This window comes from Methyloversatilis sp. (genome assembly GCF_030698125.1).
Lineage (GTDB): Bacteria > Pseudomonadota > Gammaproteobacteria > Burkholderiales > Rhodocyclaceae > Methyloversatilis.
Map to the genome: position 1 here is coordinate 21384 of NZ_JAUYNV010000056.1, position 23342 is coordinate 44725.

General features: G+C 66.6%; 22 protein-coding genes. 9 read left to right on the forward strand and 13 right to left on the reverse strand.

The genetic code is table 11. From position 1 onward, the window contains the following. Positions 1 to 83 precede the first annotated feature (83 nt). On the forward strand, positions 84 to 563 hold the full coding sequence (nrdR, locus tag Q8Q80_RS18265; RefSeq protein WP_305634286.1) for a transcriptional regulator NrdR: 480 nt from the start codon (positions 84 to 86) through the stop codon (positions 561 to 563). Beyond that, positions 564 to 1658 (forward strand): bifunctional diaminohydroxyphosphoribosylaminopyrimidine deaminase/5-amino-6-(5-phosphoribosylamino)uracil reductase RibD, encoded by a 1095-nt coding sequence (gene ribD / locus Q8Q80_RS18270; protein WP_305634287.1) that lies wholly within the window; start codon positions 564 to 566, stop codon positions 1656 to 1658. 293 nt (positions 1659 to 1951) lie between these two features. On the opposite strand, the gene Q8Q80_RS18275 is transcribed toward ribD, so the two are convergent. After that, on the reverse strand, positions 1952 to 3463 hold the full coding sequence (locus Q8Q80_RS18275) for a DegQ family serine endoprotease (RefSeq protein ID WP_305634288.1): 1512 nt from the start codon (positions 3461 to 3463) through the stop codon (positions 1952 to 1954). A 297-nt stretch (positions 3464 to 3760) separates the two neighbouring features. On the opposite strand from Q8Q80_RS18275, the gene folE reads away from it, so the two are divergent. From folE to Q8Q80_RS18295, 4 genes are all read left to right on the forward strand, one after another. Further along, positions 3761 to 4366, forward strand: coding sequence for a GTP cyclohydrolase I FolE (gene folE, locus Q8Q80_RS18280; protein ID WP_305634289.1), 606 nt, complete (start codon positions 3761 to 3763; stop codon positions 4364 to 4366). Between the two features lie 378 nt (positions 4367 to 4744). Next, the gene (locus tag Q8Q80_RS18285) at positions 4745 to 5908 is read left to right on the forward strand and encodes a porin (protein ID WP_305634290.1); all 1164 of its coding nucleotides are present in this window, start codon (positions 4745 to 4747) and stop codon (positions 5906 to 5908) included. A 177-nt stretch (positions 5909 to 6085) separates the two neighbouring features. Continuing rightward, positions 6086 to 6319, forward strand: a complete 234-nt coding sequence (locus Q8Q80_RS18290) for a type II toxin-antitoxin system Phd/YefM family antitoxin (RefSeq protein ID WP_305614489.1) — start codon at positions 6086 to 6088, stop codon at positions 6317 to 6319. Beyond that, positions 6316 to 6702 (forward strand): type II toxin-antitoxin system VapC family toxin, encoded by a 387-nt coding sequence (locus tag Q8Q80_RS18295; RefSeq protein ID WP_305634291.1) that lies wholly within the window; start codon positions 6316 to 6318, stop codon positions 6700 to 6702. The genes Q8Q80_RS18290 and Q8Q80_RS18295 overlap by 4 nt, the downstream gene beginning before the upstream one ends. A 10-nt stretch (positions 6703 to 6712) precedes the next feature. Here the strand turns inward: Q8Q80_RS18295 and Q8Q80_RS18300 are convergent, their stop codons facing one another. The 12 genes from Q8Q80_RS18300 to Q8Q80_RS18355 all read right to left on the reverse strand — a co-directional run bounded on the left by Q8Q80_RS18300 (position 6713) and on the right by Q8Q80_RS18355 (position 21149). Further along, a complete protein-coding gene (locus Q8Q80_RS18300; RefSeq protein WP_305634292.1) occupies positions 6713 to 8035 on the reverse strand; it encodes an adenylate/guanylate cyclase domain-containing protein in 1323 nt (440 codons plus the stop codon). Then, positions 8032 to 8757, reverse strand: coding sequence for a type II secretion system protein (locus tag Q8Q80_RS18305; RefSeq protein ID WP_305634293.1), 726 nt, complete (start codon positions 8755 to 8757; stop codon positions 8032 to 8034). The genes Q8Q80_RS18300 and Q8Q80_RS18305 overlap by 4 nt, the downstream gene beginning before the upstream one ends. Then, positions 8754 to 9671, reverse strand: a complete 918-nt coding sequence (locus tag Q8Q80_RS18310) for a hypothetical protein (protein ID WP_305634294.1) — start codon at positions 9669 to 9671, stop codon at positions 8754 to 8756. Before Q8Q80_RS18310 ends, Q8Q80_RS18305 begins: the two co-directional genes overlap by 4 nt. After that, the gene (locus Q8Q80_RS18315; RefSeq protein ID WP_305634295.1) at positions 9668 to 10072 is read right to left on the reverse strand and encodes a hypothetical protein; all 405 of its coding nucleotides are present in this window, start codon (positions 10070 to 10072) and stop codon (positions 9668 to 9670) included. The genes Q8Q80_RS18310 and Q8Q80_RS18315 overlap by 4 nt, the downstream gene beginning before the upstream one ends. Further along, positions 10069 to 10671: a hypothetical protein gene (locus Q8Q80_RS18320; RefSeq protein ID WP_305634296.1), complete on the reverse strand. Its 603-nt coding sequence runs from the start codon at positions 10669 to 10671 to the stop codon at positions 10069 to 10071. Before Q8Q80_RS18320 ends, Q8Q80_RS18315 begins: the two co-directional genes overlap by 4 nt. Next, on the reverse strand, positions 10668 to 12191 hold the full coding sequence (locus Q8Q80_RS18325; RefSeq protein ID WP_305634297.1) for a hypothetical protein: 1524 nt from the start codon (positions 12189 to 12191) through the stop codon (positions 10668 to 10670). Before Q8Q80_RS18325 ends, Q8Q80_RS18320 begins: the two co-directional genes overlap by 4 nt. Then, entirely contained in the window at positions 12191 to 13393 is a 1203-nt protein-coding gene (locus Q8Q80_RS18330) for a type II secretion system F family protein (RefSeq protein ID WP_305634298.1), read from the reverse strand. Before Q8Q80_RS18330 ends, Q8Q80_RS18325 begins: the two co-directional genes overlap by 1 nt. 2 nt (positions 13394 to 13395) lie before the next feature. Beyond that, positions 13396 to 15150, reverse strand: coding sequence for a GspE/PulE family protein (locus tag Q8Q80_RS18335; RefSeq protein WP_371132789.1), 1755 nt, complete (start codon positions 15148 to 15150; stop codon positions 13396 to 13398). After that, positions 15140 to 16384: a lipopolysaccharide assembly protein LapB gene (locus Q8Q80_RS18340; RefSeq protein ID WP_305634300.1), complete on the reverse strand. Its 1245-nt coding sequence runs from the start codon at positions 16382 to 16384 to the stop codon at positions 15140 to 15142. Before Q8Q80_RS18340 ends, Q8Q80_RS18335 begins: the two co-directional genes overlap by 11 nt. Next, positions 16381 to 18021, reverse strand: coding sequence for a pilus (MSHA type) biogenesis protein MshL (locus Q8Q80_RS18345; protein WP_305634301.1), 1641 nt, complete (start codon positions 18019 to 18021; stop codon positions 16381 to 16383). Before Q8Q80_RS18345 ends, Q8Q80_RS18340 begins: the two co-directional genes overlap by 4 nt. 217 nt (positions 18022 to 18238) lie before the next feature. Next, positions 18239 to 19696, reverse strand: coding sequence for an AAA family ATPase (locus Q8Q80_RS18350; RefSeq protein ID WP_305634302.1), 1458 nt, complete (start codon positions 19694 to 19696; stop codon positions 18239 to 18241). A 1-nt stretch (position 19697) separates the two neighbouring features. Beyond that, positions 19698 to 21149: a sigma-54 dependent transcriptional regulator gene (locus tag Q8Q80_RS18355; protein WP_305634303.1), complete on the reverse strand. Its 1452-nt coding sequence runs from the start codon at positions 21147 to 21149 to the stop codon at positions 19698 to 19700. 104 nt (positions 21150 to 21253) lie between these two features. Here Q8Q80_RS18355 and Q8Q80_RS18360 point away from each other — a divergent pair, with 104 nt between their 5' ends. The 3 genes from Q8Q80_RS18360 to mlaD are packed head-to-tail and all read left to right on the forward strand — an operon-like array spanning position 21254 to position 23333. Beyond that, a complete protein-coding gene (locus tag Q8Q80_RS18360; RefSeq protein ID WP_305634304.1) occupies positions 21254 to 22075 on the forward strand; it encodes an ABC transporter ATP-binding protein in 822 nt (273 codons plus the stop codon). After that, a complete protein-coding gene (gene mlaE, locus Q8Q80_RS18365) occupies positions 22072 to 22860 on the forward strand; it encodes a lipid asymmetry maintenance ABC transporter permease subunit MlaE (protein ID WP_069039422.1) in 789 nt (262 codons plus the stop codon). The genes Q8Q80_RS18360 and mlaE overlap by 4 nt, the downstream gene beginning before the upstream one ends. Then, on the forward strand, positions 22857 to 23333 hold the full coding sequence (mlaD, locus tag Q8Q80_RS18370) for an outer membrane lipid asymmetry maintenance protein MlaD (protein ID WP_069039423.1): 477 nt from the start codon (positions 22857 to 22859) through the stop codon (positions 23331 to 23333). The genes mlaE and mlaD overlap by 4 nt, the downstream gene beginning before the upstream one ends. Positions 23334 to 23342: the final 9 nt, after the last annotated feature.

Below are 23342 nucleotides of genomic sequence, written 5' to 3' on the forward strand. Positions count from 1 at the left end.
ACAGGGGGCGCATGGTTTCGTGCAGGGTGCCGTAGCGTCCTGTCAGGCGTACCATCGCCGCGGATCAAGCACGGAGCGCTCCGATGAAATGTCCCTTCTGCAGTTCGCCCGACACCCAGGTCGTCGAAACCCGTGAAAGCGAGGACGGCGACATCATCCGCCGCCGCCGCCGCTGTGCTGCCTGTGACAAGCGCTTCACGACCTATGAGCGGGTCGACCTGAAAATGCCGCAGGTGGTGAAGAAGGACGGCCGGCGCGCCGACTACGACCGCGAAAAGCTGCGCGCCAGCATGATGCTGGCGCTGCGCAAGCGGCCGGTTACGACCGAATCGGTCGATCTGGCGATGGATCGCATCGAGGAGCGGCTGCTCACGATGGGCGTGCGCGAACTGGCGACCGACCGTCTGGGCGAACTGGTGATGCGCGAGTTGAAGAAGCTCGACAAGATCGGCTACATCCGTTTCGCCAGCGTCTATCGCAATTTCGAGGACGTCGACGAGTTTTCGGAAGTGGTGCGCGAAGTCACCAAACCGACGCGCGCGCCGCGCAAGGCGGCCAGTTGAATGGCGGGCGACGCACACCACATGGCGCGTGCGCTGCGGCTGGCGGCGCGCGGCCTGAACACGACGACGCCGAACCCGCGCGTCGGCTGCGTCATCGTGCGCGACGGACAGGTCGTTGGCGAGGGCTGGCATGTCAGGGCCGGCGAGGCGCACGCCGAAGTGCATGCGCTGCAATCCGCCGGTGATGCAGCGCGCGGTGCTACCGCATATGTGACGCTGGAGCCGTGCAGTCACCACGGCCGTACGCCACCGTGCGCCGACGCGCTGATCAGGGCCGGTGTGGCGCGCGTGGTGGCCGCCATGCCGGACCCGAACCCGCTGGTCGCCGGTCAGGGGCTGGCCCGGCTGGCCGCCGCCGGCATCGCGACCACCTGCGGCGTGCTGGAGCAGGAGGCACGCGAACTGAACATCGGCTTCGTGTCGCGCATGACGCGCGGTCGCCCCTGGGTCAGGCTGAAAACCGCATCGACGCTGGATGGCGTGACGGCGCTCGACAATGGCGTCAGCCAGTGGATCACCGGCCCGGCGGCGCGGCGCGACGGTCACCGCTGGCGCGCCCGCGCCTGTGCCGTGCTGTCCGGCATCGGCACCGTGCAGGAAGACAATCCGTCGCTGACCGTACGCGAGGTGCCCGTGGAGCGCCAGCCGCTGCGCGTCATCGTCGACGCCCGGCTGGCGCTGTCACCCGCGGCGAAGCTGTTTGCGGACATCGACCGCGCGCCCGTGCTGGTGGTGTGCGCATCCGACGACGTGCCGAACGCCCGCGCGCTGCGCGACGCCGGTGCCGAGCTGCTGGCACTGCCGAACGACGGCGGCAAGGTCGACCTGCCGGCCCTGCTGCAGGCGCTCGGCGCGCGCGGCATCAACGAACTGCATGCCGAGTCCGGCCACAAGCTCAATGGCTCTCTGCTGCGCGAAGGCTGCGTCGATGAATTGCTGATGTATGTCGCGCCGACCGTGCTCGGCCGCGGCATGGGTCTGTTCAACCTCGGCCCGTTCGACACGCTGGATCAGCGTCTCGATGTCGATATCCGCGACATCCGTGCCGTCGGGCGCGATTGGCGCATCCTGGCGCGGTTGAGATCGTCGAAGTAGGAGCGCACCCTGTCCGCGATCCGCACGCCGATCAAGCGCGGTCGGTGTCCGAAGACCGGATCGCCTGCAGGGCAGGCTCCTACGAAAACCGCGATGGTGTTGCCCTTCGTAGGAGCGGACCCCGTCCGCGATACGCGCGTCGATCAAGCGCGGTCGGTGTCCGAAGACCGGATCGCCTGCAGGGCAGGCTCCTACGAAAACCGCGACGATGTTGCTTTTCGTAGGAGCGGACCCTGTCCGCGATACGCGCGTCGATTCCGTGTGTCGCGTCCGTGACGAGGCAGTCGATGCGATCAACCCGCCCGGATCGGCACGAACAGCCGGTTGTCGCCGCGCTGGATCAACAGGGCGACGCGGCCCTTGGCGCGTTCGACCAGGCGCGCCAGTTCTTCGGCGCTGCCGACCGGCTGACCATTCACCGCAAGGATGGCGTCGCCCGGCTGGATGCCGGCCTGGGCGGACGGACCCGCCGCGTCGGAAACGACCAGGCCGCGATTCACGCCCAGTTGCTGGGCTTCGCCGCCGGTGAGCGGACGCACCACGAGACCCAGACGGTCGCGCGCCGGTTGCGCGTCGCGCCCGGGATCAGCCTGGGCGACCGCTTCGGCTTCGCCCTGTTCGCCCAGCGTCGCCGTCACGGTACGTTCCGCGCCCTGACGCCATACCTTGAGCTTCACCGGCTTGCCCGGCGGCAGATTGCCGATCACCTTGGGCAGGTCGAACGAATCCGCCACCTCGCGACCATCGACCGACAGCACCACGTCACCGGGCTGCAGGCCCGCCCGGTCCGCCGGACCGTCCTTCTCGACATTGGCAACCAGCGCGCCGCGCGCGCGGTCCAGCCCGAAACTGTCGGCCAGGTCGCGCGTGATCGGCTGGATGCTGATGCCCAGGCGCGCATGCTTGGCGCGGCCGAACTGCTTGATCTGGTCGGCCACGCGCATGGCCACGTCGATCGGAATGGCGAACGACAGCCCCATGAAGCCGCCGGTGCGCGAGTAGATCTGCGAATTGATGCCGATCACCTCGCCCTTCAGGTTGAACAGCGGCCCGCCCGAATTGCCCGGGTTGATCGCCACGTCGGTCTGGATGAAAGGCACCAGCGATTCGTCCGGCAGCGCGCGCGACTTGGCACTGACGATGCCGGCGGTCACCGTGTTCTCGAAACCGAAAGGTGCGCCGATTGCGGCCACCCACTCGCCGACGCGAACCTGGTCGGCATTGCCCAGTTTCACGGCCGGAAGGTTTTTTGCCTCGACCTTGATCAGCGCAACGTCGGTGCGCTTGTCGCTGCCGATCACGCGCGCCTTCAGTTCGCGCTTGTCGGTGAACTTCACCGTCACTTCCGCGGCTTCCGACACCACGTGCGCGTTGGTCAGGATGTAGCCATCCTGGCTGATCACGAAGCCGGAACCGATCCCGCGTGGCGTCGGGCCCTGTCCATTGCCCGGCCCCTGCCCGCCGCGCGGGTCCTGCGGCACCGGAATACCGAAGCGGCGGAAAAATTCGTACATCGGGTCGTTCGGATTCATGCCAGGCGTTCTGGTCGCCTTGCCAACGACGCTGATGTTCACGACCGAGGCGGAAGTCTGGTCGACCAGCGTCGCGAAGTCGGGCAGGCCGGTCACGAGGTTGCCGGTGACCGGAGCGGCCGCGGCGGGTGCAGCCTGCGCCAGCAGCAGCGGCTTGCCGTCGGGTGCCGCTTGCGCCGCGTGCATCCAGTCGATCGTGGTCGCCGTCGCGCCAAGGCCGAAAGTCGTGGCGGCGATGGCCGCCAGTGCGGTACGTGACAGGTTGATCTTCATCGGATGTCCTCTCCTGACTGTTATTGCCCGCAGCAGCGAGGCGCTGCGGGGCTTGTGAGCGAACGATGGAGCCGCGCGGGCGACAGGCTGTTCCGGCGGTTTACATCCCGAAACAATGGGGTCGTCGCGCGGGTTCGATGGGAATCTGGGGAGCTAAATTGACATATCAAGGGTCCGAGTCGATGAACCGCACTTGAAAACAGGTGGCCGCGCCGCCACCATGCTCAGTCCGGGTGTCAGGCAGCGGCATCGCACCATGATCGCGCCGCTCTATATATAAGCAAAAACAGGATGACCATGAACCATTCAGACACCACACGCCCGAGCCGGGAAGAAGCCGAGGCGGCTGTCCGTACGCTTATTCAGTGGGCCGGCGACGATCCGACGCGCGAAGGCCTGCTCGACACGCCGTCGCGCGTCGTCAAGTCGTACGAGGAGTTCTTCGCCGGCTATTTGATCGACCCGCGCGAAGTACTGTCGCGCACCTTTGAAGAGGTCGAAGGCTACGACGAGGTGATCGCGCTGACCGGCATCCGCTTCGAAAGCCATTGCGAGCATCACATGGTGCCCATCATCGGCAAGGCGCATATCGCCTACCTGCCGGATCGGCGCGTCGTCGGCATTTCGAAGCTGGCGCGCCTGGTCGAGGTGTTCGGCAAGCGCCTGCAGATCCAGGAAAAGATGACCGTGCAGATCGCGGACGCGCTGTACGAGGTGTTGCAGCCGCGCGGTGTCGCGGTGGTGATCGAGGCGGCGCACGAGTGCATGACCACGCGTGGCGTGCACAAGCCGGGTGTCGCCATGGTCACCAGCCGCATGCTGGGCGCCTTCCGCGACGACGCCAGCACCCGGCGCGAGTTCTTCAACCTGATCGGCCGAACGGCAGGCGGCTGCGAAGGCTGAGCCGACACGTCAGGTCCGGCATCGCGGTGAGGCGTCGATCCACGGCACCGGATCGCCGGGGCGATGGTACGTCCGGTGCTGCATGTTTATATGCAGAGGAGCGAAGTGGGCTGAATCGGAGCGGCGATCAGACAAGAATTGGGGTGGGGGTCCTCGCCACGTGGGCTGTGCCCGCCCTGCCGGGCTGTTGCACGAAAACCACAACGGACCGGACGGGTGCATACGTAATTTTACGCATGGCTTGCAGTGAGCTTTCATGCTTCGGTACAGTGCGATCCACCTTCTGAAGGTCCGAAGGTGAGTAGCCCGGCAGTACAGTCGCTCTGCGATCGAACACGATCCGGGCACCCACTATCATCGCAAGAGGAGAATTGCGTAATGTCCAAGAAATTGCTTGCAGCTGCGATCGCAGCCGCACTCGTACCGACCGCCGTTCTGGCTGAAGCATCGAACGTGACCATGTACGGTCGCATCGACTACGGCTTCATGTCGCGTGGTGGTGACAACGGCGGCAACGCCCAAGCCGGTCAGACAGGTCGTCAGAACGGCTTTGAAGATGGCATCCTCGGCACCAACCGCCTCGGCTTCCGCGGCAGCGAAGCCCTCGGCAACGGCCTGAAGGCAATTTTCGAATTCGAATTCGGTTTCTCAGGTGATACCGGCACATCCTTCGGCGGCACGACCAACCGTCACAGCTGGATCGGTCTCGAAGGCGCGTTCGGTACCGTGCTCGGCGGCCGCGTTGATGGCGCCCGCTATTCGTTCGTCGGTCAGTACGACCCGTTCAAGAACCAGACCGTTGCCAACGCCGGTTCGCTGTTCGGCGTGACATCGGGCCTCGGTCAGGCTGACCGTGCCGACAACGCCATCGTCTACATCTCGCCGGAAGTCGCTCCCGGCCTGAAGTTCCTGGCGGCCTACACGACCAACCTGCTGGGCGAAGATGGCAGCAACCCGCTGGCTGGTGCAGGTATCGGTGGTAACGGCACGGATGTCGATGCCGGTGACACCCCCCTGTACGCGCTCGCCGCGATGTACAACAATGGTCCGATCAGCTTCACGCTCGATTACGAAAACCTTCAGGTCAAGCGCAGCGTCGCAAACGGTGGCAGCGATCTTGAATTCGACCTGTGGGTCGTTGGTGCCAGCTACGACTTCGGCGTTGCCAAGCTGTCGGCCTACTACGAAAACGTTGAAGGCGATAACACCGCATCCAAGGCGATTTCGGAGAGCGATGGCTGGCTGATCGGCTTGACCGTTCCGGTTACGTCCAACTTCCTGCTGAAGACCAGCTACGTGAAGGCCAACGACGACGCTCGCAACAACGCCGATTGCAAGAAGTGGGGCTTCGGTGGTGAGTATTCGTTCTCGAAGCGCACGGTTGCCTACGCGACCGTTGCCAAGCTGAGTGCTGACAGTGCAGCGACTTGCGCGATCTCGAAGAATGCTTCGGGCGCGAGCGGTACGGCTACTGCGAACGGCAACAGCGGCGCAGGTTACGGCGACACCGGCTTCAACATCGGTCTCGCACACACGTTCTAATCGGTTTCCGATCAGAAAGCTGTGCTGAAACGGGCGCCTTCGGGCGCCCGTTTTTCGTTGACGCTTTGTGCCCCGTGATGCCGGGCCGAACTACGCTTGACCAAGGATGTCGGCTTGGCTAATCTTGGCTAAGTACAGTTCGAACATACGGAGCGAGCAATGGAATCCCACGTGAACATGCTGCAGGCAAAATCAAACCTTTCGCGTCTGGTCGAGGCCATAGAGCAGGGGCGTGAACGGGAGATCGTCATTGCTCGCAACGGCAAGCCGGCGGCGCGTCTGGTGCCCATCGAAACGGTGCTGCCGCAGCGCCGCCTGGGTTTCGCCAAGGGACTGTTCGTCGTGCCCGATGACTTCGATTCGACGAATGAAGAGATCGAACGAATGTTTTCTGGCGACGCGCAGCGGTGAATGTACTGCTCGACACTCACATTGCATTGTGGGCCATCGTCGATGACGCCCGTCTGTCAGCCAAGGCGCGCGAGTGGCTGCTCGCGCCCGAGGCGACGCTCTGGGTCAGTGCAGCCAGCGTCTGGGAAATCGCGATCAAGCACAGTCTGGGGCGCGAACGCATGCCGATATCCGGGCAGATGGCGCTGCACTGCTTCGAGCAATCGGGTTACAGGATGCTGGCGATCCGTCCTGAGCACGCGGTGGCTGTCGAGCGACTGCCGTTGATCCATACGGATCCCTTTGATCGGCTGCTCGTCGCACAGGCCGTCCACGAACCGATGCATCTGCTCACGCACGACTCGAAGCTTGTTGGCTACGGCCCCGCTGTAGTGCTGGTGTAGTCAGGTCGACCTACCCGGCGTCGAGCAGGATGTCCACACTGCCCGCCGACATCGAAAGTCCTTCTTCCCTGCGTCCGATCAGCCGATACACCACGGTATCGCCCTTGCCTTTCAGATAGAGCGTCTGCGGCGGGTGGAAGTCAAAGCGGTTGCGCAGGCGGAGGTAAGTCGTGGTGTCGACCTGCACCATGCCGGGCACGCCTTCGGTCGTGATGCGACTGGCCAGATTGACGGTGTCGCCCCACAGGTCGTAGATGAATTTCTTCTTGCCCACCACGCCGGCGACGACCGGGCCGGTGCCGATGCCGATGCGCAGATCGAGCAGCACGCCGGTGCCGGTGGTCTGGTTCCTGAGCCAGTCGCGCATTTCCAGCGCCAGATCGGCCAGCGCGGCGGTGTAGTCCGACGTGTTCTCGTTCAGGCCACCCGCCACCATGTAGGCGTCGCCAATGGTCTTGATCTTCTCCAGACCGCGCGCACCGGCCTGTTCGTCGAAGCGGGAGAACACGCGGTTGAGCATCGAGAACACCTGGGCCGGCGTCATGCCTGCGGCGACCTGGGTGAAATTCACGATGTCGGCAAACATGACGCTGACGTCGGCGAATCCGTCCGCGATGTTCTTTTCGTTCTGCTTCAGGCGTTCGGCGACCGGACCGGGCAGAATGTTCAGCAGCAGGCGCTCCGAGCGCTCCTGTTCGCTTTCCAGCAGCGCGTGCGCTTCGGCCAGCTGACTGGCGGTGCGCTGCTTCTGTTCGATCGCAAAGCGCAGCAGCATGAACACGATGGTCGAAATGGCGAGGAAGTTGAGCGCGAAGAACACCACGCTGGTTTCCACCGACACGGTGGCGTCGCGGTAGGTGCTGGCGTCGGCCAGATAGAAGTCGAATACGCCGGTCAGCACGATCAGGAAGGCATAGGCGAAGAACCAGGCGAGTGCCTCGCGCGCGCCGATGCACAGGATGGCGCCAACCGGCGCCAGCAACCCCCATAGCAGGATGCCGCTGGCGGTAATGAAGTTGCCGATGGCCCACTGCGCGACGAAGGGCACGAACAGGAACAGCCCGAGCTGCGTGCTGCGGAACAGTTTGAAGTTGCCGCTGCGGATGTACAGCAGCAGGTTGCCGGCCAGCAGCAGCTGGTACGCGAAAGGCAAGGTGGCAGACAGCTGCGGGCCGATCGACCAATACACCGCCAGCCACAGCATCGACGCCACGCAGACCAGACCGGTCGCCAGCACCAGCAGCGACTTGTTCAGCCGCTCTTCCGGGCTGTCGCCGGGCAGGATGCCGCCGCTGCGCAGGCGCGACAGGAAGCCGGGTGCCGCTGCGCTCACGGCAATTGCCCCGCGTTCATCATGCGACCGAACAGCACGAAGCGCGATTCCCACACCACCAGGTCATCGAATTCGCCGCCGCCCGCGGCGCTGTTCACGCTGCCGTCGCGCGCGTACAGCACGGTCGATGTACCCGGCTGGGAACTGTTGGCCTGCTCGTCGGCGTTGCTGGCCGAATCGTGGGCGATCAGACTGCCGATCGCCGTCGTGGCGCCGCGCCCGTTTTCACCATGCGACCACAGTGCGAAGGCCACTGAGGTGCCGCTGTTCAGCTGCACTTCGGCGCCGGCTGCGTCGCGGGTACGGATCGTGACGTCGCCTTCGCCAGTCAATGCGATGCGCTGGCCGGGTGCGACGACCAGACTGCGCGCCGCGGTGGTGTTCTGCGACACGACATAGCCCAGCCGGTTGCCCCAGCCGTCGAGACCGCGCACGCCCAGCGTCTGCCAGGGCAACAGGCCGCGACGGTTGGCGCAGTTGCCACCGGCGCGGCTTTGTTCGGTGCCGTCGACCTCCGACACGGCCGGGCAGGGCAGCGAGCGGTTGACCACGGCGAACGCCACGACCGCTTCACGTGCCTCGCGCAACGCCGCCTGCGTATCGGCGATGCGCGTGCGCAGCATGGCGAGCTGCAGCGCGGCGATCGCACCCACGCTGAGCAGCGCGACGATGGTCAGCACCACCGCGATCTCGATCAGGGTGAAGCCGCGCTGACGCGTCATGATCCGGTGCACACGCTGGCGCAGACCGGCAGCAGCGACAGCGCCCGCGCCACGCGCGAACCATCTGCCAGCGCGACGACGCCCTGCGTCCCTGACGTGCAGACGTGGGCGCACCACTGATTGTTGATCCACCAGGCGTACGGCGGTGTGCCGTCGCTGGCGATCGAAATGTCGCCCAGCACGCGCGCACCGGCGCTGGCGAACAACCGGCTGGTGGTGAGCGTGAGCACGCGGTCGTTGAAGTCGTCCTGCGCGCGCAGCGCGATGGCATGCTCACCGCCGATGTGCGTAAAGGCGTTGCCGGCCACCGTCGCCCCTTCGACGAATTGTTCGATGCCGCCTTCGCGGCAGCCGGACTCGCCGAAGCCGCCGCTGCGCGACTGACCCGGCAGCGCGGGGCCAGGCGCGATCAGTACTGCCGCCACCGGCTGGCCGGCGCCCGCGGCGCTGACTTCGACGATGCCGCCCGGCGTTGCCGGGTTCAGTGCCGGCTTGTCGGCGCTGCTGCCGCGCTCGCTGGTCTGTATGTTGTTGCTGAAGCGGGCGCTGCGCGCGTACCACAGGCATTCGCCTGCGCCATCAAGCACCGGGCCCATGCCCAGCGTGCGCCAGGGCAGACGACCGATGTGGCCGCTGCAGTTGAAATCGGACACGCCGTCGTTGTCGAGGTCCGGGCAGGGCAGGGCGCCCGGTGAGTTGTCGTGGTTGCCGGCGACATTGCCCAGCGCCCCATAAGCCGCCAACGCATCGCGCGCCCTGGCCAGTGCGCGCTCGGTGGCCAGTTCGCTGTCGGTGCCTGCAGGCGACGACAGCGCGCGGGCCAGCGTGGCAATCGCCAGCAGACCGAGCAGCGCGATGGCGATCAGCAGCGCGGCGCCGCCCTGCCGTTGCCGTGTCGACGGCCATGCGCTCATCGGCTGCGCCCCGGCTGCACGTCGATCACGCCCGACGCCGGCGCTGCCTGACCGGCTTCGTCGACGGCGGTCTGCTCGCCCGGGCGCAGCCTGACCGCCCGACCGGCATTGCCCGGCAACTGAAGTGCGGTGCCCGCCGGCTGCGCCTGCAGCGACGGCAGGGCGCGCGCGTCGAAAGAGCCGCCATTGACGAACCAGGTCACCGGGCCGGAAGAGCGGACGACGATGCCGTCGTGCCGCACCGTGCCGACGGCGCGCGGCGCAGAGGCTGCCTGTACCGGCTGGCCGCGCTGCTGTTCCAGCCGCACGCGCTCGGCCTCGCTGTAGAACAGCCGACCGAGCGGCTGCGCCGCCGCCGCATGCGCGACGCAGCAGAACAACAGAATCAGTGCGCGCCTCACGACGCTCCCCCCTCTTTCGGACGGAAGGTGATCCAGTCCAGCAGGCAGTCGGCCTGCAGCGTTTCGGGTGTCGAGTCAGTCACCACACGCCGCACCATGCTGCACTCGCGTACCCGTACCAGGGCCGGCGCGTGCTGGCTCAGGTCGTCGAGCAGCGTCAGCAGGTCACCTTCGTGCAGCAGCGGCAGGCGCAGGCGCAACGTACTGCTGCTGACTTCGAGTTCGCCGGCGTCAGACGGTGCGATCGAACGATCGAGCGGCCGCTGCGGCGAAAATTCGTAATCGAGCGCGCCCAGGCGATGCCGCGCCCGGGTGTCGCGGATCAGTTCGACCCAGGCCAGACGCTGTTCGGCGCCGATCGCGCCGCGTGCGGCCAGCTGACGGTAGCGGTCGATCTTCTGCGCAATTTCCATCTCTTCGGCCTGCGCTGCGGCCAGGCCGCTCTGCGCGGCAGCACGCGCAGCGATCGCGCGGATGTGGTCCTGCTTCGCTTCGTCAGCCAGTCGGGCGCTCGCCCACAGCGCTCCAGCGCCGGCCAGTGCCATCAGCGCGGCCAGCACGGCAGCGCCGCGCAACTTTTTCAGGTCGGCCGCGTTCATGGCGCGAGCCCCCGGCTGATCAGCAGCGCGAACTGCGGCGCGCTGTCGGCCTCGCTGCGGTCGCTGCGCACCCCGCCGCGCAGCACCTGGCCCGATTCCAGATCGAACGGGGGTCGCGTGACTTTCACCTGCCGGCCGTCCGCTGCGCGGCCCAGATCGAGGGCGAGGGCGTCCACCAGTTCCAGCGCGCGTCGCTGCTGGGCGCCGTATTCGGCGGGCAGCCGCGCCTGCACCAGCAGTTGTGCCTCGACCGGCGCCAATCCGTCGGCCGCCGGCATGCCGGCACTGCCCAGCTTCCAGTCGAGACGGTCCAGTTCAACCTGCGGGTAGCGCTCCAGTACGGCGCCGAGCGGCTGCAGCAGTCCGGCCGGTGCCGCGCTGCGCTGCTCCAGTTGCAGGCTGCGTTCATGTACGACGCGCAGCGTGTCCAGTGGCACCGGCGTCGGCGGCAGGCGGGCGATGATGTCGCGCCGGGCGGATTCGGCGCGCCGCGCGTCGTCCTGCAGCCGCGCGCTCTTTTCGCGCAGTTCGAGACTGTCGAGCGCGCTGTGCGTAGCCATCAGCAGGCAGGCCGCCAGCGCCACGCTGCCGGCGGCGAGCAGCGCGAAGCGCGCCTGCCAGACGCGGAAGGCGCGACGTTCGGCCGGCGGCGCGAACTGTTCGGCCGGCGGCTGACGCATCAGCGCCTGCACGAACAGCGTTTCGCAGTGCAGGTCGTCCGGCGCCGGGCGCAGGCCGAGCCGCTGGGCGGCCAGATGACTGTCTATCAGCTCGAACTGCAGCATGTCATTGCTGCGGCAAGCCAGCGAGAACTCGTCCATGCGGGCCGGGGGTACGAGCACGCGCACGCTCAGCGGCGCGTTGCGGGTGACCAGGCGCTGGCTCAGCAGATAGGGGTGCAGCCGCCGTGCTTCTTCGGCGCAGGCGCGCGGCAGGTCGTTGCTCGATAGCGTGCCGAGCGGCGTCAGGCGCGAAAAGCGCAGGCGGCCGTCTTCGAAGAAGCTCTGCCGCACGCCGGTGCGCGTGATGGCCAGCAACAGCGTGCTGCCCTGCGCGATGCGCAGCCGCTCGAGCACCGGCTCGCTGGCCAGCGCCACGCTGTGGATGCCGCTCAGTGCGACGTCGGCATCGCGCAGCGCCGCCAGCCAGGGTTCGAGCATGGCCGGCCGGGTCAGCGCGCAGAACAGCATCTGTTCGTCGCGCCGGCCGGCGCGCGAGCGCCCGAGAGAGCGGGCGCAGGTGAGCGTGGTGCCGAAGAAATGCTGGCCGAGCTTGCGCCGGATCAGTGCCGCGCGGTCACCGCCACGCACGAAAGGCACCATTTCGGCGATGAAGGCTTCGTCGGCCAGATCGCACAGCATCAGGTACAGGCCGTCACGCTGTGTGCGCAGGAAGTCGGCGAATGCCGTCACGCCGTCGCTCGTCGTCGCGAAGCGGGCGTGCTCGGTCACCTCGCCGGCGCGCCAACCATAGGCGACAAGCTGCGTCGCGTCGAGATAGAGGACGTGGCGGCGCGGCATCAGGTCTTCAACTTCGTCAGCATGTCGTACACCGGGCCGAGCACCGCGAAGGCCACCGCCATCAGCAGCAGGCCGAGCACCAGCGTCAGTGTCGGTTCCATCGCGGCCTGCGCGCGCGCGATGGATTCACGCACATCACGCGTGTAGAAGTAGGACACCTCGCGCAGCGCGCGGTCGAGCGCACCGGTGCTTTCGCCCACACGCAGCATACGCACGACCAGCGGCGGAAACAGTCCGACGCTCTGGAACGCGGCCGTCACGTTCTGGCCCTGGCTGATCAGCGCGCCGGCGCGCGCCAGCGCGTCGCGCACGGCCTCGTTGCCGACCACATCTTCCGACGTGCGCACGGCGTCGATGATCGGAATGCCGGCGCCGTACATCATCGCGAACATGCTGGCAAAGCGCGACAGCACCACCTTGTGCAGGATCGGGCCGATCACCGGTACCGACAGCTTGAAACCGTCGAAGCGCTGCCGGGCGACCGGGTTGTAGCGCAGCAGCGCAACGGCGCCGACGGTCGCCGCGACCATCAGAAACAGCACGGCCGGCCACCAGGCCTGCAGGAATTCCGACGTGCCCATCAGGATGCGTGTCTGCAGCGGCAGCTCCAGCCCGGTGTTGCGGAAGAAGCGCGCGAGGTCGGGGACGACCACCAGCATCAGTACGGCGATGACGAACAGCAGGAAGGTGCCGACGATGGCCGGATAGGTCAGCAGGCGTCGCGTCTGCGACACCAGTTCGTCTTCCCATTTGAATGCGTCGATCTGTTCGCGCAGCACCTCGGCCAGATTGCCGGTCAGCTCGCCGGCGCGCACCAGTGCGCAGAACACCTTGCTGAACGCGGCCGGATGTTCGGCCATGGCCTGCGACAGCGATCGGCCACCCTCGATGCTTTCGACCAGCGAGGCGACGATTTCGCGCATGCGCGGGTGTTCGGTCGAATCGCGCAGGTCGGTCAGCGCCTCGATCAGCGGCACGCCGGAACGCACCAGCTGTTCGAGGTGGAAGCTGAAATTGATCAGTTCGAGCCGCGGCAGGCTGTGACCGAACAGCGGCTGCGCGTGCTTCATCGGCTGGCCGTTGACGAAGTCGAGCTGCATGCGCTTCAAGCGCATTTCGAGATCGACCAGATTGGCGGCGTCCATGCGGCCGAACACCATGCGGCCCTGCGTGTTCATCGCCTTGTACGAAAACATCGCCATCGTCAGCGTGCGTACCAGTCCGGACCGCTCTGGGCCATGCGTTCGGTGAGATCGACCACGCGCGCCAGCTCGTCGAGCGAAGTCGAGCCGTCGATGACGCGCCGCAGCCCATCTTCGGCCAGCGAGCGGAAACCCTTGGCACGGGCGGCGTTGCGCAGCTCGCGCGCGGTGGCGCGCCGGGCCACCAGTTCGTCGAGGTCGGAATCCATGCGCAGCAGTTCCATCACTGCAAGGCGGCCGCGGTAGCCGGTGAATTCGCAGGCCGGGCAGCCGACCGCGTCGTGGATGTCCGGCGCTGCGCGGTCCTCGCGCAGACCGAGCAGATGCAGTTCGTGCGCCTCGGCCGGTCGCGCCTTCCGGCAATACAGGCACAACTTGCGCAACAGACGCTGCGCCATCACGCCGATGATGTTGCCGGCCATGATGTCGGGCAGGATGCCGATGTCGAGCAGGCGCGGAATCGCGCCGAGCGCCGAGTTGGTGTGCAGCGTGGAATACACCTGGTGACCGGTCATCGCGGCGCGAAAGGCCATCTCGGCGGTTTCGGCATCGCGGATTTCGCCCACCAGGATGATGTCCGGATCCTGCCGCATCATCGAGCGCACGCCGTTCGCGAAATCGAGCTTCACCGCCTCGGCGACCGAAGTCTGGCGGATCAGCGCCATCGGGTATTCGACCGGATCTTCGAGGGTCATGATGTTCACGCCCTCGGAATTGATGTGGTTGAGCACCGAATACAGCGTGGTGGTCTTGCCGCTGCCGGTCGGGCCGGTGGCGAGGATGATGCCTTCGGGTCGCGCGATCATCAGCTTCAGCTGGTCGAGCTGCGAATCGGCCAGCCCCAGTTCGTCGAGCGCGACGATGCCGCGCGCCCGGTCGAGGATGCGCAGCACGATGTTTTCGCCGTGCAGTGTCGGTTGCGACGACACGCGGAAATCGACCGGCCGGCCGCTGATGGTGAGCGAAATGCGCCCGTCCTGCGGCGCGCGCATTTCGGCGATGTTCATGCCGGCCACCACCTTGATGCGCACCGCCATCGCCGGCCAGTACGAGCGATGCAGCGCGCGGATCTGCCGCAGCAGGCCGTCGATGCGGTAGCGGATGCGCAGGAAGCCGGCTTCCGGCTCGAAGTGGATGTCGGAGGCGCCGCGCTTGACCGCATCGGTCAGCAGCGCGTCGATCAGGCGCACCACCGGCTGGCTGTATTCGTCGGCCGAGGAGGCCAGTGCGCGGTAATCGACCTCGCCGGTTTCCAGTTCGGTCAGGATGCCTTCGATCGACAGTTCGTGGCCGTAGGACTGATCGATCGCGTGCGCGATTTCGGTCTCGCCGGCCAGTACGGTTTCGAGCTCGACGCCTTCCGGCAGCAACGCACGCAGCTGGTCGAGCGCGACGATGTCGTTCACGTCGGACACGGCGACCGTCAGTTTGCGCGCACTGGCCAGGTAGTTCAGCGGCAGCAGCCGGTGCCGCTTGGCCAGCGCCTGCGGCACCAGTCGCAGGGCGTCGGCGTCGATCAGCGCATGCGACAGATCGACCGTGCGCTTGCCCAGCGTGACGCCAAGTGCTTCGCGCAACGTGGCTTCGCTGACGAAGCCCAGCTGCACCAGCAGGCGGCCCATCGGAATGTTCAGCTTCTGCTGTTCCTGCAGCGCGATGCGCAACTGGTCTTCGGTCACCAGCCCCTGCGCCAGCAGCAACTGGCCGAGCGGACGGCGCGGTGCGTTGGCCGGCGCGTTCATGTGCTCAGGGCCCATCCTGCGCGGCCTGCAGCGCGGCGACGCGGGTGGCCACCGCGTCTGCGTCGAAGGCGGCCGAGCGCTGGCTGCGCAAGGTGAGGGCTTCGCGGTAGTACTGCAGTGCGAGCTTCGACTGGCGTAGCTGGTCGAGGCTGACCGCAAGGTTGTAGGCGTGGTCGGGCTGGTCGGGCGCCAGTGTCCACGCATTGAAATAGGCCTGTTGCGCTTCGCGCCAGCGCGCCTGTCCGGCATACAGATTGCCGAGCGCGAACGCCGCGGGTGCCGATTGCGGCTGCGCCGCGGCGATGTTCAGCAGCCGTGCCTCCTGCGCGGCCGGATCGACGTTTTCACTCATCGCCACCTGCACCGACGGGTCGGCCGGATCGATTTCGGCGATACGCCGCAACAGCATGCGTGCCTGCTGCGCATCGCCCCGGACGTCAGCCAGCGCCATCAGGCCGTGCAGCGCATCCGGATTGCGCGGATCGGCACGCAGCGCACGTTCGTAGGCGACTCGCGCGCGATCGTACTCGCCTGCATTGAACGCCGCATAGCCTTCGTTGATGTCCTGCGGAATGACCGGCGCATTGCGGGTGATGCGGATCGGCGGCGCAGCGGGCGCTGCCGCGGGCGGCGGCGTCGGTGCCGGCTTATCGGCGGCGAGCTGACCGGACAGGAAGCGGCTCGATGGCGCGGCCGCCAATGCGTCATCGGGCAGTGCTGCGGGGGCGGTCACGGGTGCACCCGCAGCCAGGGACGACGGTGCGACCGCGGCGGCGGACGCAGTGGGTCGTTCAGGCGAAGGACCGGTGACGGGCGCTGGCGCCGCGATGCGCGCCGCCGGCGGCGGCAGGGAGGCGGCCGGTGCGACGGCCCGTCCGCCGTCCAGCAGGCCGATCTGCCACATGACCCAGCCGACGATGCCGAGCAGCAGCACACCGGCTGCGCCGAGCAGCCAGGTGAGCGGCGACTTGCCGCGTGGTGCCGGTCGCTTGGCGTCGAACAGCACGCGTGCTGCTTCGGCGCCCGGCTGAGGTGAGGGGGGCGTGGCCGGTCGCGGCTCCGGTACGTCGAGCCCGGCGAAGCGCGCGGCCTGGGCGAATTCGTCGTCGATCAGTTCCAGTTCATGGGCCGGCGTAATGCGCGCCGGTGGCGCGACCGCTGCCGGCGCAGCTTCGCTTTCGGCTGCCGGGTCTTCCTCGCGCCGCTTGGCGGCCTCGGCCTTCTTCAGCGCTTCGAGCAGCAGGCTCACTGCGCGGGCTCCACTTTGCGGTTCGCGCCGGGCAGCGGGAAGGTCGATCTCATGAAGCGCTCGTCCGGCAGCGAATCGACCAGCGACCGGTAGTCGCCGTCGAGGCTGGCGTCTTCGATCACGACCGGACGGATCAGCACGACCAGTTCGGTCTTGCGCGAAGTTTCATTGCGCGCCGACAGCAATGCGCCGATGAAGGGCAGCGCCGACACGCCGGGAATGCTGTCGCGGCGGTAGTTCAGTTCGTCCTGCATCAGGCCGCCAAGCACCGCGGTTTCGCCGCTGGCCACGCGCATGACCGATTCGAGTTCGCGCGTCTGGATGACCGGCACCAGATTGGGCGAGCTCAGGTCGGGCGTCGGATCCTGCGCATCACCCACCTTGCGCGAAATGGTCGGCCGCACGTTCAGCAGCACGAAGCCGTCGGCGCTGATCTGCGGCGTGACCGCCATCACCAGACCGACCGATACCGAACGCGGCGTGGCGGTGAAACTGCGCACGGCCTGCGTGTTGGTATTGGCGACCACGTCGGACTTGATTTCGAAATAGACGATGTTGTTGACGACCTTCAGCAGCGCGGTCTGGTTGTTCAGCACCGACAGCTTGGGGCTCGACAGCACCTTCACGTCGCCGTAGGTTTCAAGCAGCTTGATGCTGTCGACCAGCTCGCGGTTGCGGCCCAGACCGATGGCGAACGGCGCATTGGTGGTCAGATCGGTCGAGGTGGTATTCAGCGACACCGTGGCACCGCCGCGCTTGCCGCCGCCGGCGAAGGCGGTCCAGTCGATGCCCTGCTGGTAGTTGTCGGTCAGCTGCACCTCGGCGATGGTCGCTTCGATCAACACCTGGCGACGCGCGATGCGCGTCACCTGGCTGATGAATTCCTGCACCTTCTCGTGTTGGCGCGAGGTGGCGCGCACGTTGATGACGCCGGTTTCGGCGTTCAGGATGACCGACGCCGCTTCGCGGAAAGTGGCGCGTCGCTCGACCGGCGGGGCGGCGACTGCAGGATCGGTGCCGGCGACCGGCGCGGCTGCCGGTTCGCTCATCGTGTCCGGCATCAGCTTGTCGGTTTCGTGCAGCAGGTCGCGGATGTTGCGTTCCAGCGATTCCCAGAAGCGGTTCTTCGCGACGTTCTCGATCCGGGTGCTGGAGCTGTTGCCGGCATTGCCGGTCTGCGTGGCGATGTTCGCAGTGCCGCCGGTGCCGGTGACCGCGGCCGAACTGGTCGAGGCGATCTGTGTGTTGATCGACACCGCACCGGTCACGTCGCGCGACATGTTGACGTAGTCGACCCGGTAGCTGCGCAGGTAGGGCGCGTCGGGCATCACGACCAGATTCGGTCCGTCGAGCTCGAAACGCATGTCGACCTGGGTGGCGATGCGGGTGAGCAGCTGCGGCAGCGTCTGGTCGATCGCGTTCAGCGTCACCGCACCCTCGATGCCGGGGTGGATGTCTACATTCACCTTGGCGTCACGCGCCAGCGCGAACAGCAATTCATTCACCGGCACCCGGTTGACGACCACGCTGTAGGTTTCCGACTTGTGCCGCGGCTGCGGTTGGGGCGGCGACAGCGGGCGGGCGACTGGCGGCGGGATGCCTTCGCGCGCTGCGGCGCCATCGGTATTTTTTGCCACGACGTGGGCATCCGACATCGGCTGGGGGGTATGCGCCGCACAACCGGCAAGCAGGGCCGCCATCACGGCGCAGGGCAGAACGGGGCGCAGCAATGCTGTCATGGGCACGGAGACGGACGGTGACTCGGAATGAAACTGAATTCGGATGGTACGCGGAATCCGGGGTCGATCAACATGATGCGCAGCCGGCCCTGTTCAGTCAATGCCTTTGGCATTTTCAGGGCTGGCGCAGGCTGCGTACCTGCCGCGCAATCGGCCGCGCGGTGGCGATCCAGTCGGGCAGCGTGGCGAGCGCCTGCTGCGCAGTGCGCTGATCCGGGAAGTCGCCGTAGATCACCGCCAGCTGGGTGCCGCCTGCAGTGTCTGCGCGATAGGCCCGCAACTGCTGTGCGTCGAGGGTACGCCGGGCGCGCCGGACATAGCGCTCGACCTGTTCGCCCTGGGCGACCGGGGCCGACATCAGCTGGATGAACCAGCGGTCGTCGGGCGCCGAGGTCGTCCATGACTTGCTCGATGCCAGCAGCGACGTCAGGTCATCGGCAGGCGCAGGGGGTTGCGCAGCCGGTTCCGGTACAGCGTCGGGCGGGGTTGAAGTGATGGCATCCGGCATCGCGGCAACCGGCGGGACGGCGGGTTCGCTAGCCGAGGCTGCCGGTGGGGTCTGTTCAGGCTCTGGCGCGGCAGTGGGCGGCGGCTCCGGTGCGGCGGCCGTCGTGCCGCCGGCGGTCGCTGCCGGGAGGGGTGTTTCGGGGGGCACTCGGTCGATGCTGCGCCCGAGCAGAAAACCGGCCGCCAGCAGCACGACAGATGCCGCGACCGCCAGCGCCAGCCGTGTCGGGGTGACGCCGCCCGCTGCCGGCACGCGCAGTTCGGTGTCGGCGAACGCACGCGTGGCGTCGGCTGCCGTGACGCCGTGTGCGCCGCGCGCGAACGCCGCCAGCAGCGCCTTGTCGGCCAGGATATTGATGCGTCGTGTCAGGCCGCCCGAATCACGCGCGATGCGTGTCACCGAGGCGGCGTCGAACACGTTCGGTCCGCGATAGCCGGCGGCACGCATGCGGAAATCGATGTAGGTGCCGACATCGTCCGGCTGCAGCGGGTCGAGCCGGAAATGCTGGGTGATGCGGTCCTTCAGTTGCCGCATGTCGGTGCGCGCCAGCAGGTCGTCCAGCTCCGGCTGGCCGAACAGCGCGATCTTGATCAGCTTGTGGCGTTCGGATTCGAGGTTGGACAGCAAGCGGATCTGTTCCAGCGTTTCCGCCGGCATCGCATGCGCCTCGTCGATCAGCAGCACGATCTGGCGGCCGGCGGCGAATTCGGCCACCAGCGCCTCCTGCACCGCGCGCAGCAGCCGGTGAGCGCTGCCATCGCTGCCGGTGGCGGGCGCGCAGCCCAGCTCGTCGGCCAGCACGGCGAGCAGTTCGCCGCGGTTCATCAGCGGGTCGGCGAGATAGATGGCGCGCAGATGGGCGGGAAGGTGATCGATCAACACCCGCGCCAGCATGGTCTTGCCGGTGCCGACTTCGCCACTGACCTTGACCAGCCCCTCTTCGCGTCCGAGCGCATAGACCAGTGCGTCGAGCAGTGCCCGGCGGTTCGCGCCGCCGAAGAAGAAATCGGCATGCGGGGTGATGCGGAACGGCGATTCGCGCAGGCCGAAGTGGTCGAGGTACATGTCAGTCGCCGCGGCCGGCGTCGGCGTCCGGGGCGTCCATGCGGTGGTACAGCGTCGTGCGCGCGATGCCCAGCAGACGTGCCGCCGCGCTGACATTGCCGCGCGCCAGACGCATCGCAGCATCTATATAGGCGCTTTCCCATTCGCGCAGCCGGGCGTCGAGCCGGAAGCCGCCGGCGCGCAGCTCGTCGAGTGCGATATCCGCCAGTTCGCGCATCTCCGTGTCATGAACGCCCGGCGCTGCCGGCGCGCTCCCGGCCGGGTCGAATTCCGCCTGCAGTTCGGCCAGACCGACTTCGCGGCCTGGATACTTGGTCGACAGCCGGATGACGATGTTGCGCAGTTCGCGCACGTTGCCGGGAAAGCCGTAGGCCAGCCACCCCGCACGCGCGTCGGCCGCCAGCGAAAACGGCTGCCGTTCAAGCTGGGCGCTGAACTGCCAGCGGAAGTGCTCGAGCAGCTGCAGCCGGTCGCTGCCCATGTCGCGCAGGGCCGGCAAGGTGATCGTGAACACGCTGAGCCGGTGGTAGAGATCCGACCGGAAGCGCCCGGCGCGGACCTCCTCGCTCAGATCGCGATTGGTGGCCGCGATGATGCGTGCGTTTGAACGGCGCAACTGCGTTTCGCCGACCCGCTGGTACTCACCGTTCTCGAGCACGCGCAGCAGCTTGGCCTGGAGGTCGAGCGGCAGCTCGCCGATCTCGTCGAGGAACAGGCTGCCCGACGCGGCCTCCTCGAAATAGCCGGTACGTGCCGTCTGTGCGCCGGTGAACGCGCCGCGCGCGTGGCCGAACAGCGTCGGCTCGACCAGACTGGGCGAAATGGCGGCACAGTTGAGCGCCAGAAAGGGCTGGCCGCCACGCGTCGTGCCGGCGTGCAGGCAGTTGGCGACAATGTCCTTGCCGGTGCCCGATTCGCCTTCCACCAGCACCGGATACGGCAGATCTGCGTACTGCACGATCTGTGCGCGCAGCCGGATCACCGGTTCGCTGTCGCCGATCAGCGCCGGCAGGGCGGGAGGCGGCGGGCTGCAGGTTTCAGCCAGCTGGCGCAGCAGCGCATGCAGCGCTGCGGGCTGCGCCGGTTTGGACACGAATTCCGTGGCGCCAAGGGCGCGCGCATGGCGAGCGAGGCCTTCCTCCCCCTGGCCGGACAGCACCACGATGCGGGTGTCCGGCGCGTGGGCCAGCAGGTCGGCGATCAGTGCGTAGCCTTCATCCGGCCGATGCGGGCAGGGCGGCAGGCCAAGATCGATCAACGCCAGTTTCGGTGCCGCCGGTTGTTCGCGCAGCCATGCGATGGCCGCACCGCGAGAGGCGCGGCTGGTGACGAGGAAATCCGCCTCGAGCAGGAAGCTGAGTGAATCGGCAATCAGCGGGTCGTCGTCGACGATCAGCAGTCCGGGCCGCGGCGCTTCGGTTTTCGTCGGGCGGGCAGCGTTCGCGAAAGTCATGACCGATGATAGCGCACGCCGATGGCGCATCCGGAAGCGTCGCTGCGGCCTGTAGGGCGCCTCTGCTACAATCGCGCTCCCTGTTACCCGCATACACTGTTCTCGTGTCACTGTCCCCTCCGGCCGAAGACATCCTGGTCGACTTGAAGAACGTCGACTTTGCCTACGACACGCGGCCCATTCTTTCCGGCATCAATCTGCGCATTCCGCGCGGCAAGCTGGTCGCCATCATGGGCGGCAGCGGCTGCGGGAAGACGACATTGCTGCGCCTCATCGGCGGCCAGCTCAAGCCGACTGCGGGCCACCTGACGGTGGACGGCCAGGAGCTTGCGCGGCTGTCGCGTCGCGAAATGTATGCGGCCAGGCGGCGCATGGGCATGCTGTTCCAGTTCGGCGCGCTGTTTACCGATCTGAACGTGTTCGACAACGTGGCCTTCCCGTTGCGCGAACACACCGACCTGCCGCCCGACATGATCCGTGATCTGGTCATGACCAAGCTGCATGCCGTCGGGCTGCGAGGCGCGTGGAAGCTGATGCCGGCCGAACTGTCGGGCGGCATGGCGCGTCGCGTTGCGCTGGCCCGCGCCGTGGCGCTCGACCCGATGCTCATCATGTACGACGAACCCTTTGCGGGCCTCGACCCGATTTCATTGGCTGTGGTCGGTCAGCTGATACGCCGGCTCAATGACGCACTTGGCGCCAGTTCGATCATGGTGACGCACGACGTGCACGAATCGCTGGAAATCGTCGACTACCTGTATTTCCTTTCAGCCGGCAAGGTGGTGGCCGAAGGGACGCCGGACGAGATCCGTGCCTCGACCGATCCGTTCGTGCATCAATTCGTCAATGCGGAGATCGACGGGCCGCTGCCATTCCATTTTCCGGGTGACGATTACCGGACAACCCTGATGGAGACGCACGCATGATCGCCCGGGTGCTTCGCTCGATGGGGGCGCGCACGCTCGACGGTCTGTGGCGGCTTGGCTTCGCCAGCCGCTTCTTCGTTGCCGTGCTGATGCGCTCGGGTACCGCCTTTTCGCGCTTCTCGCTGACCATTCGCGAGGTGTTTTCGACCGGCGTGCTGTCGCTGATCATCATCATGGTGTCCGGCTTCTTCGTCGGTCTGGTGCTCGGTCTGCAGGGCTACGAAACGCTGCAGCGCTACGGTTCGAGCGAGGCACTGGGCATTCTGGTGGCGCTGTCGCTGGTGCGCGAACTGGGGCCGGTGGTTGCCGGGCTGCTGTTCGCCAGCCGCGCAGGTTCTGCGCTGACGGCCGAAATCGGCCTGATGAAGACGACCGAGCAGCTCAAGGCGATGGACATGATGGCGGTCGATCCGATTGCACGCGTCGTGGCACCGCGTTTCTGGGGGGGCGTCATTTCGATGCCCTTGCTGGCGGCGCTGTTTTCGATGATGGGCGTGTTTGGCGCCTGGTTCATCGGTGTCGTGTTCATCGGCGTCGATGACGGAGCCTTCTGGTCGCAGATGCAGGCATCGGTCGATTTCCGCTACGACATCGTGAACGGCATCATCAAGAGCGTGGTGTTCGGCTTTGCGGTGTCGCTGATCGCGGTTTTCGAAGGTTACGATTCGGCGCCGACCGCCGAGGGCGTGTCGCGCGCGATCACGCGAACTGTTGTCAATTCGGCGCTCACCATACTGGCGCTGGATTTTGTGCTTACATCCTTCATGTTCAGGGGTAACGGATGAACCGTACTGTGCTCGACCTCTGGGTCGGTGTGTTCGTGGCGATCGGCGTGGCCGCAGTGTTGTTTCTGGCACTAAAGGTCGGCAACCTTGCGTCCGCTAACATAGGCGAGACATACAGGCTGCAAGCCAACTTTGATAACATCGGTGGCCTGAAACCGCGTGCGCCCGTGAAAAGTTCGGGAGTTGTGGTCGGGCGGGTGACGGAAATCACCTTTGACCCCACTCTTTATGTCGCGGTGGTCAAGATGGATGTCGATAAGCGGTATGTTTTCCCGCGTGACACGTTTGCGACCATCCTGACGTCAGGGTTGCTTGGCGAGCAGTACATCGGTTTTGAAGTCGGTGGCGATACGGAAATGCTCGCCGCCGGCGCAACGATAACGAAGACGCAGTCTGCGGTAGTGCTTGAAAAGCTGATCAGTCAGTTCATGTTCAACAAGGCTGCCGAGAGCCCGCAGGCTCCCGAGCAGTGATGCGCACAA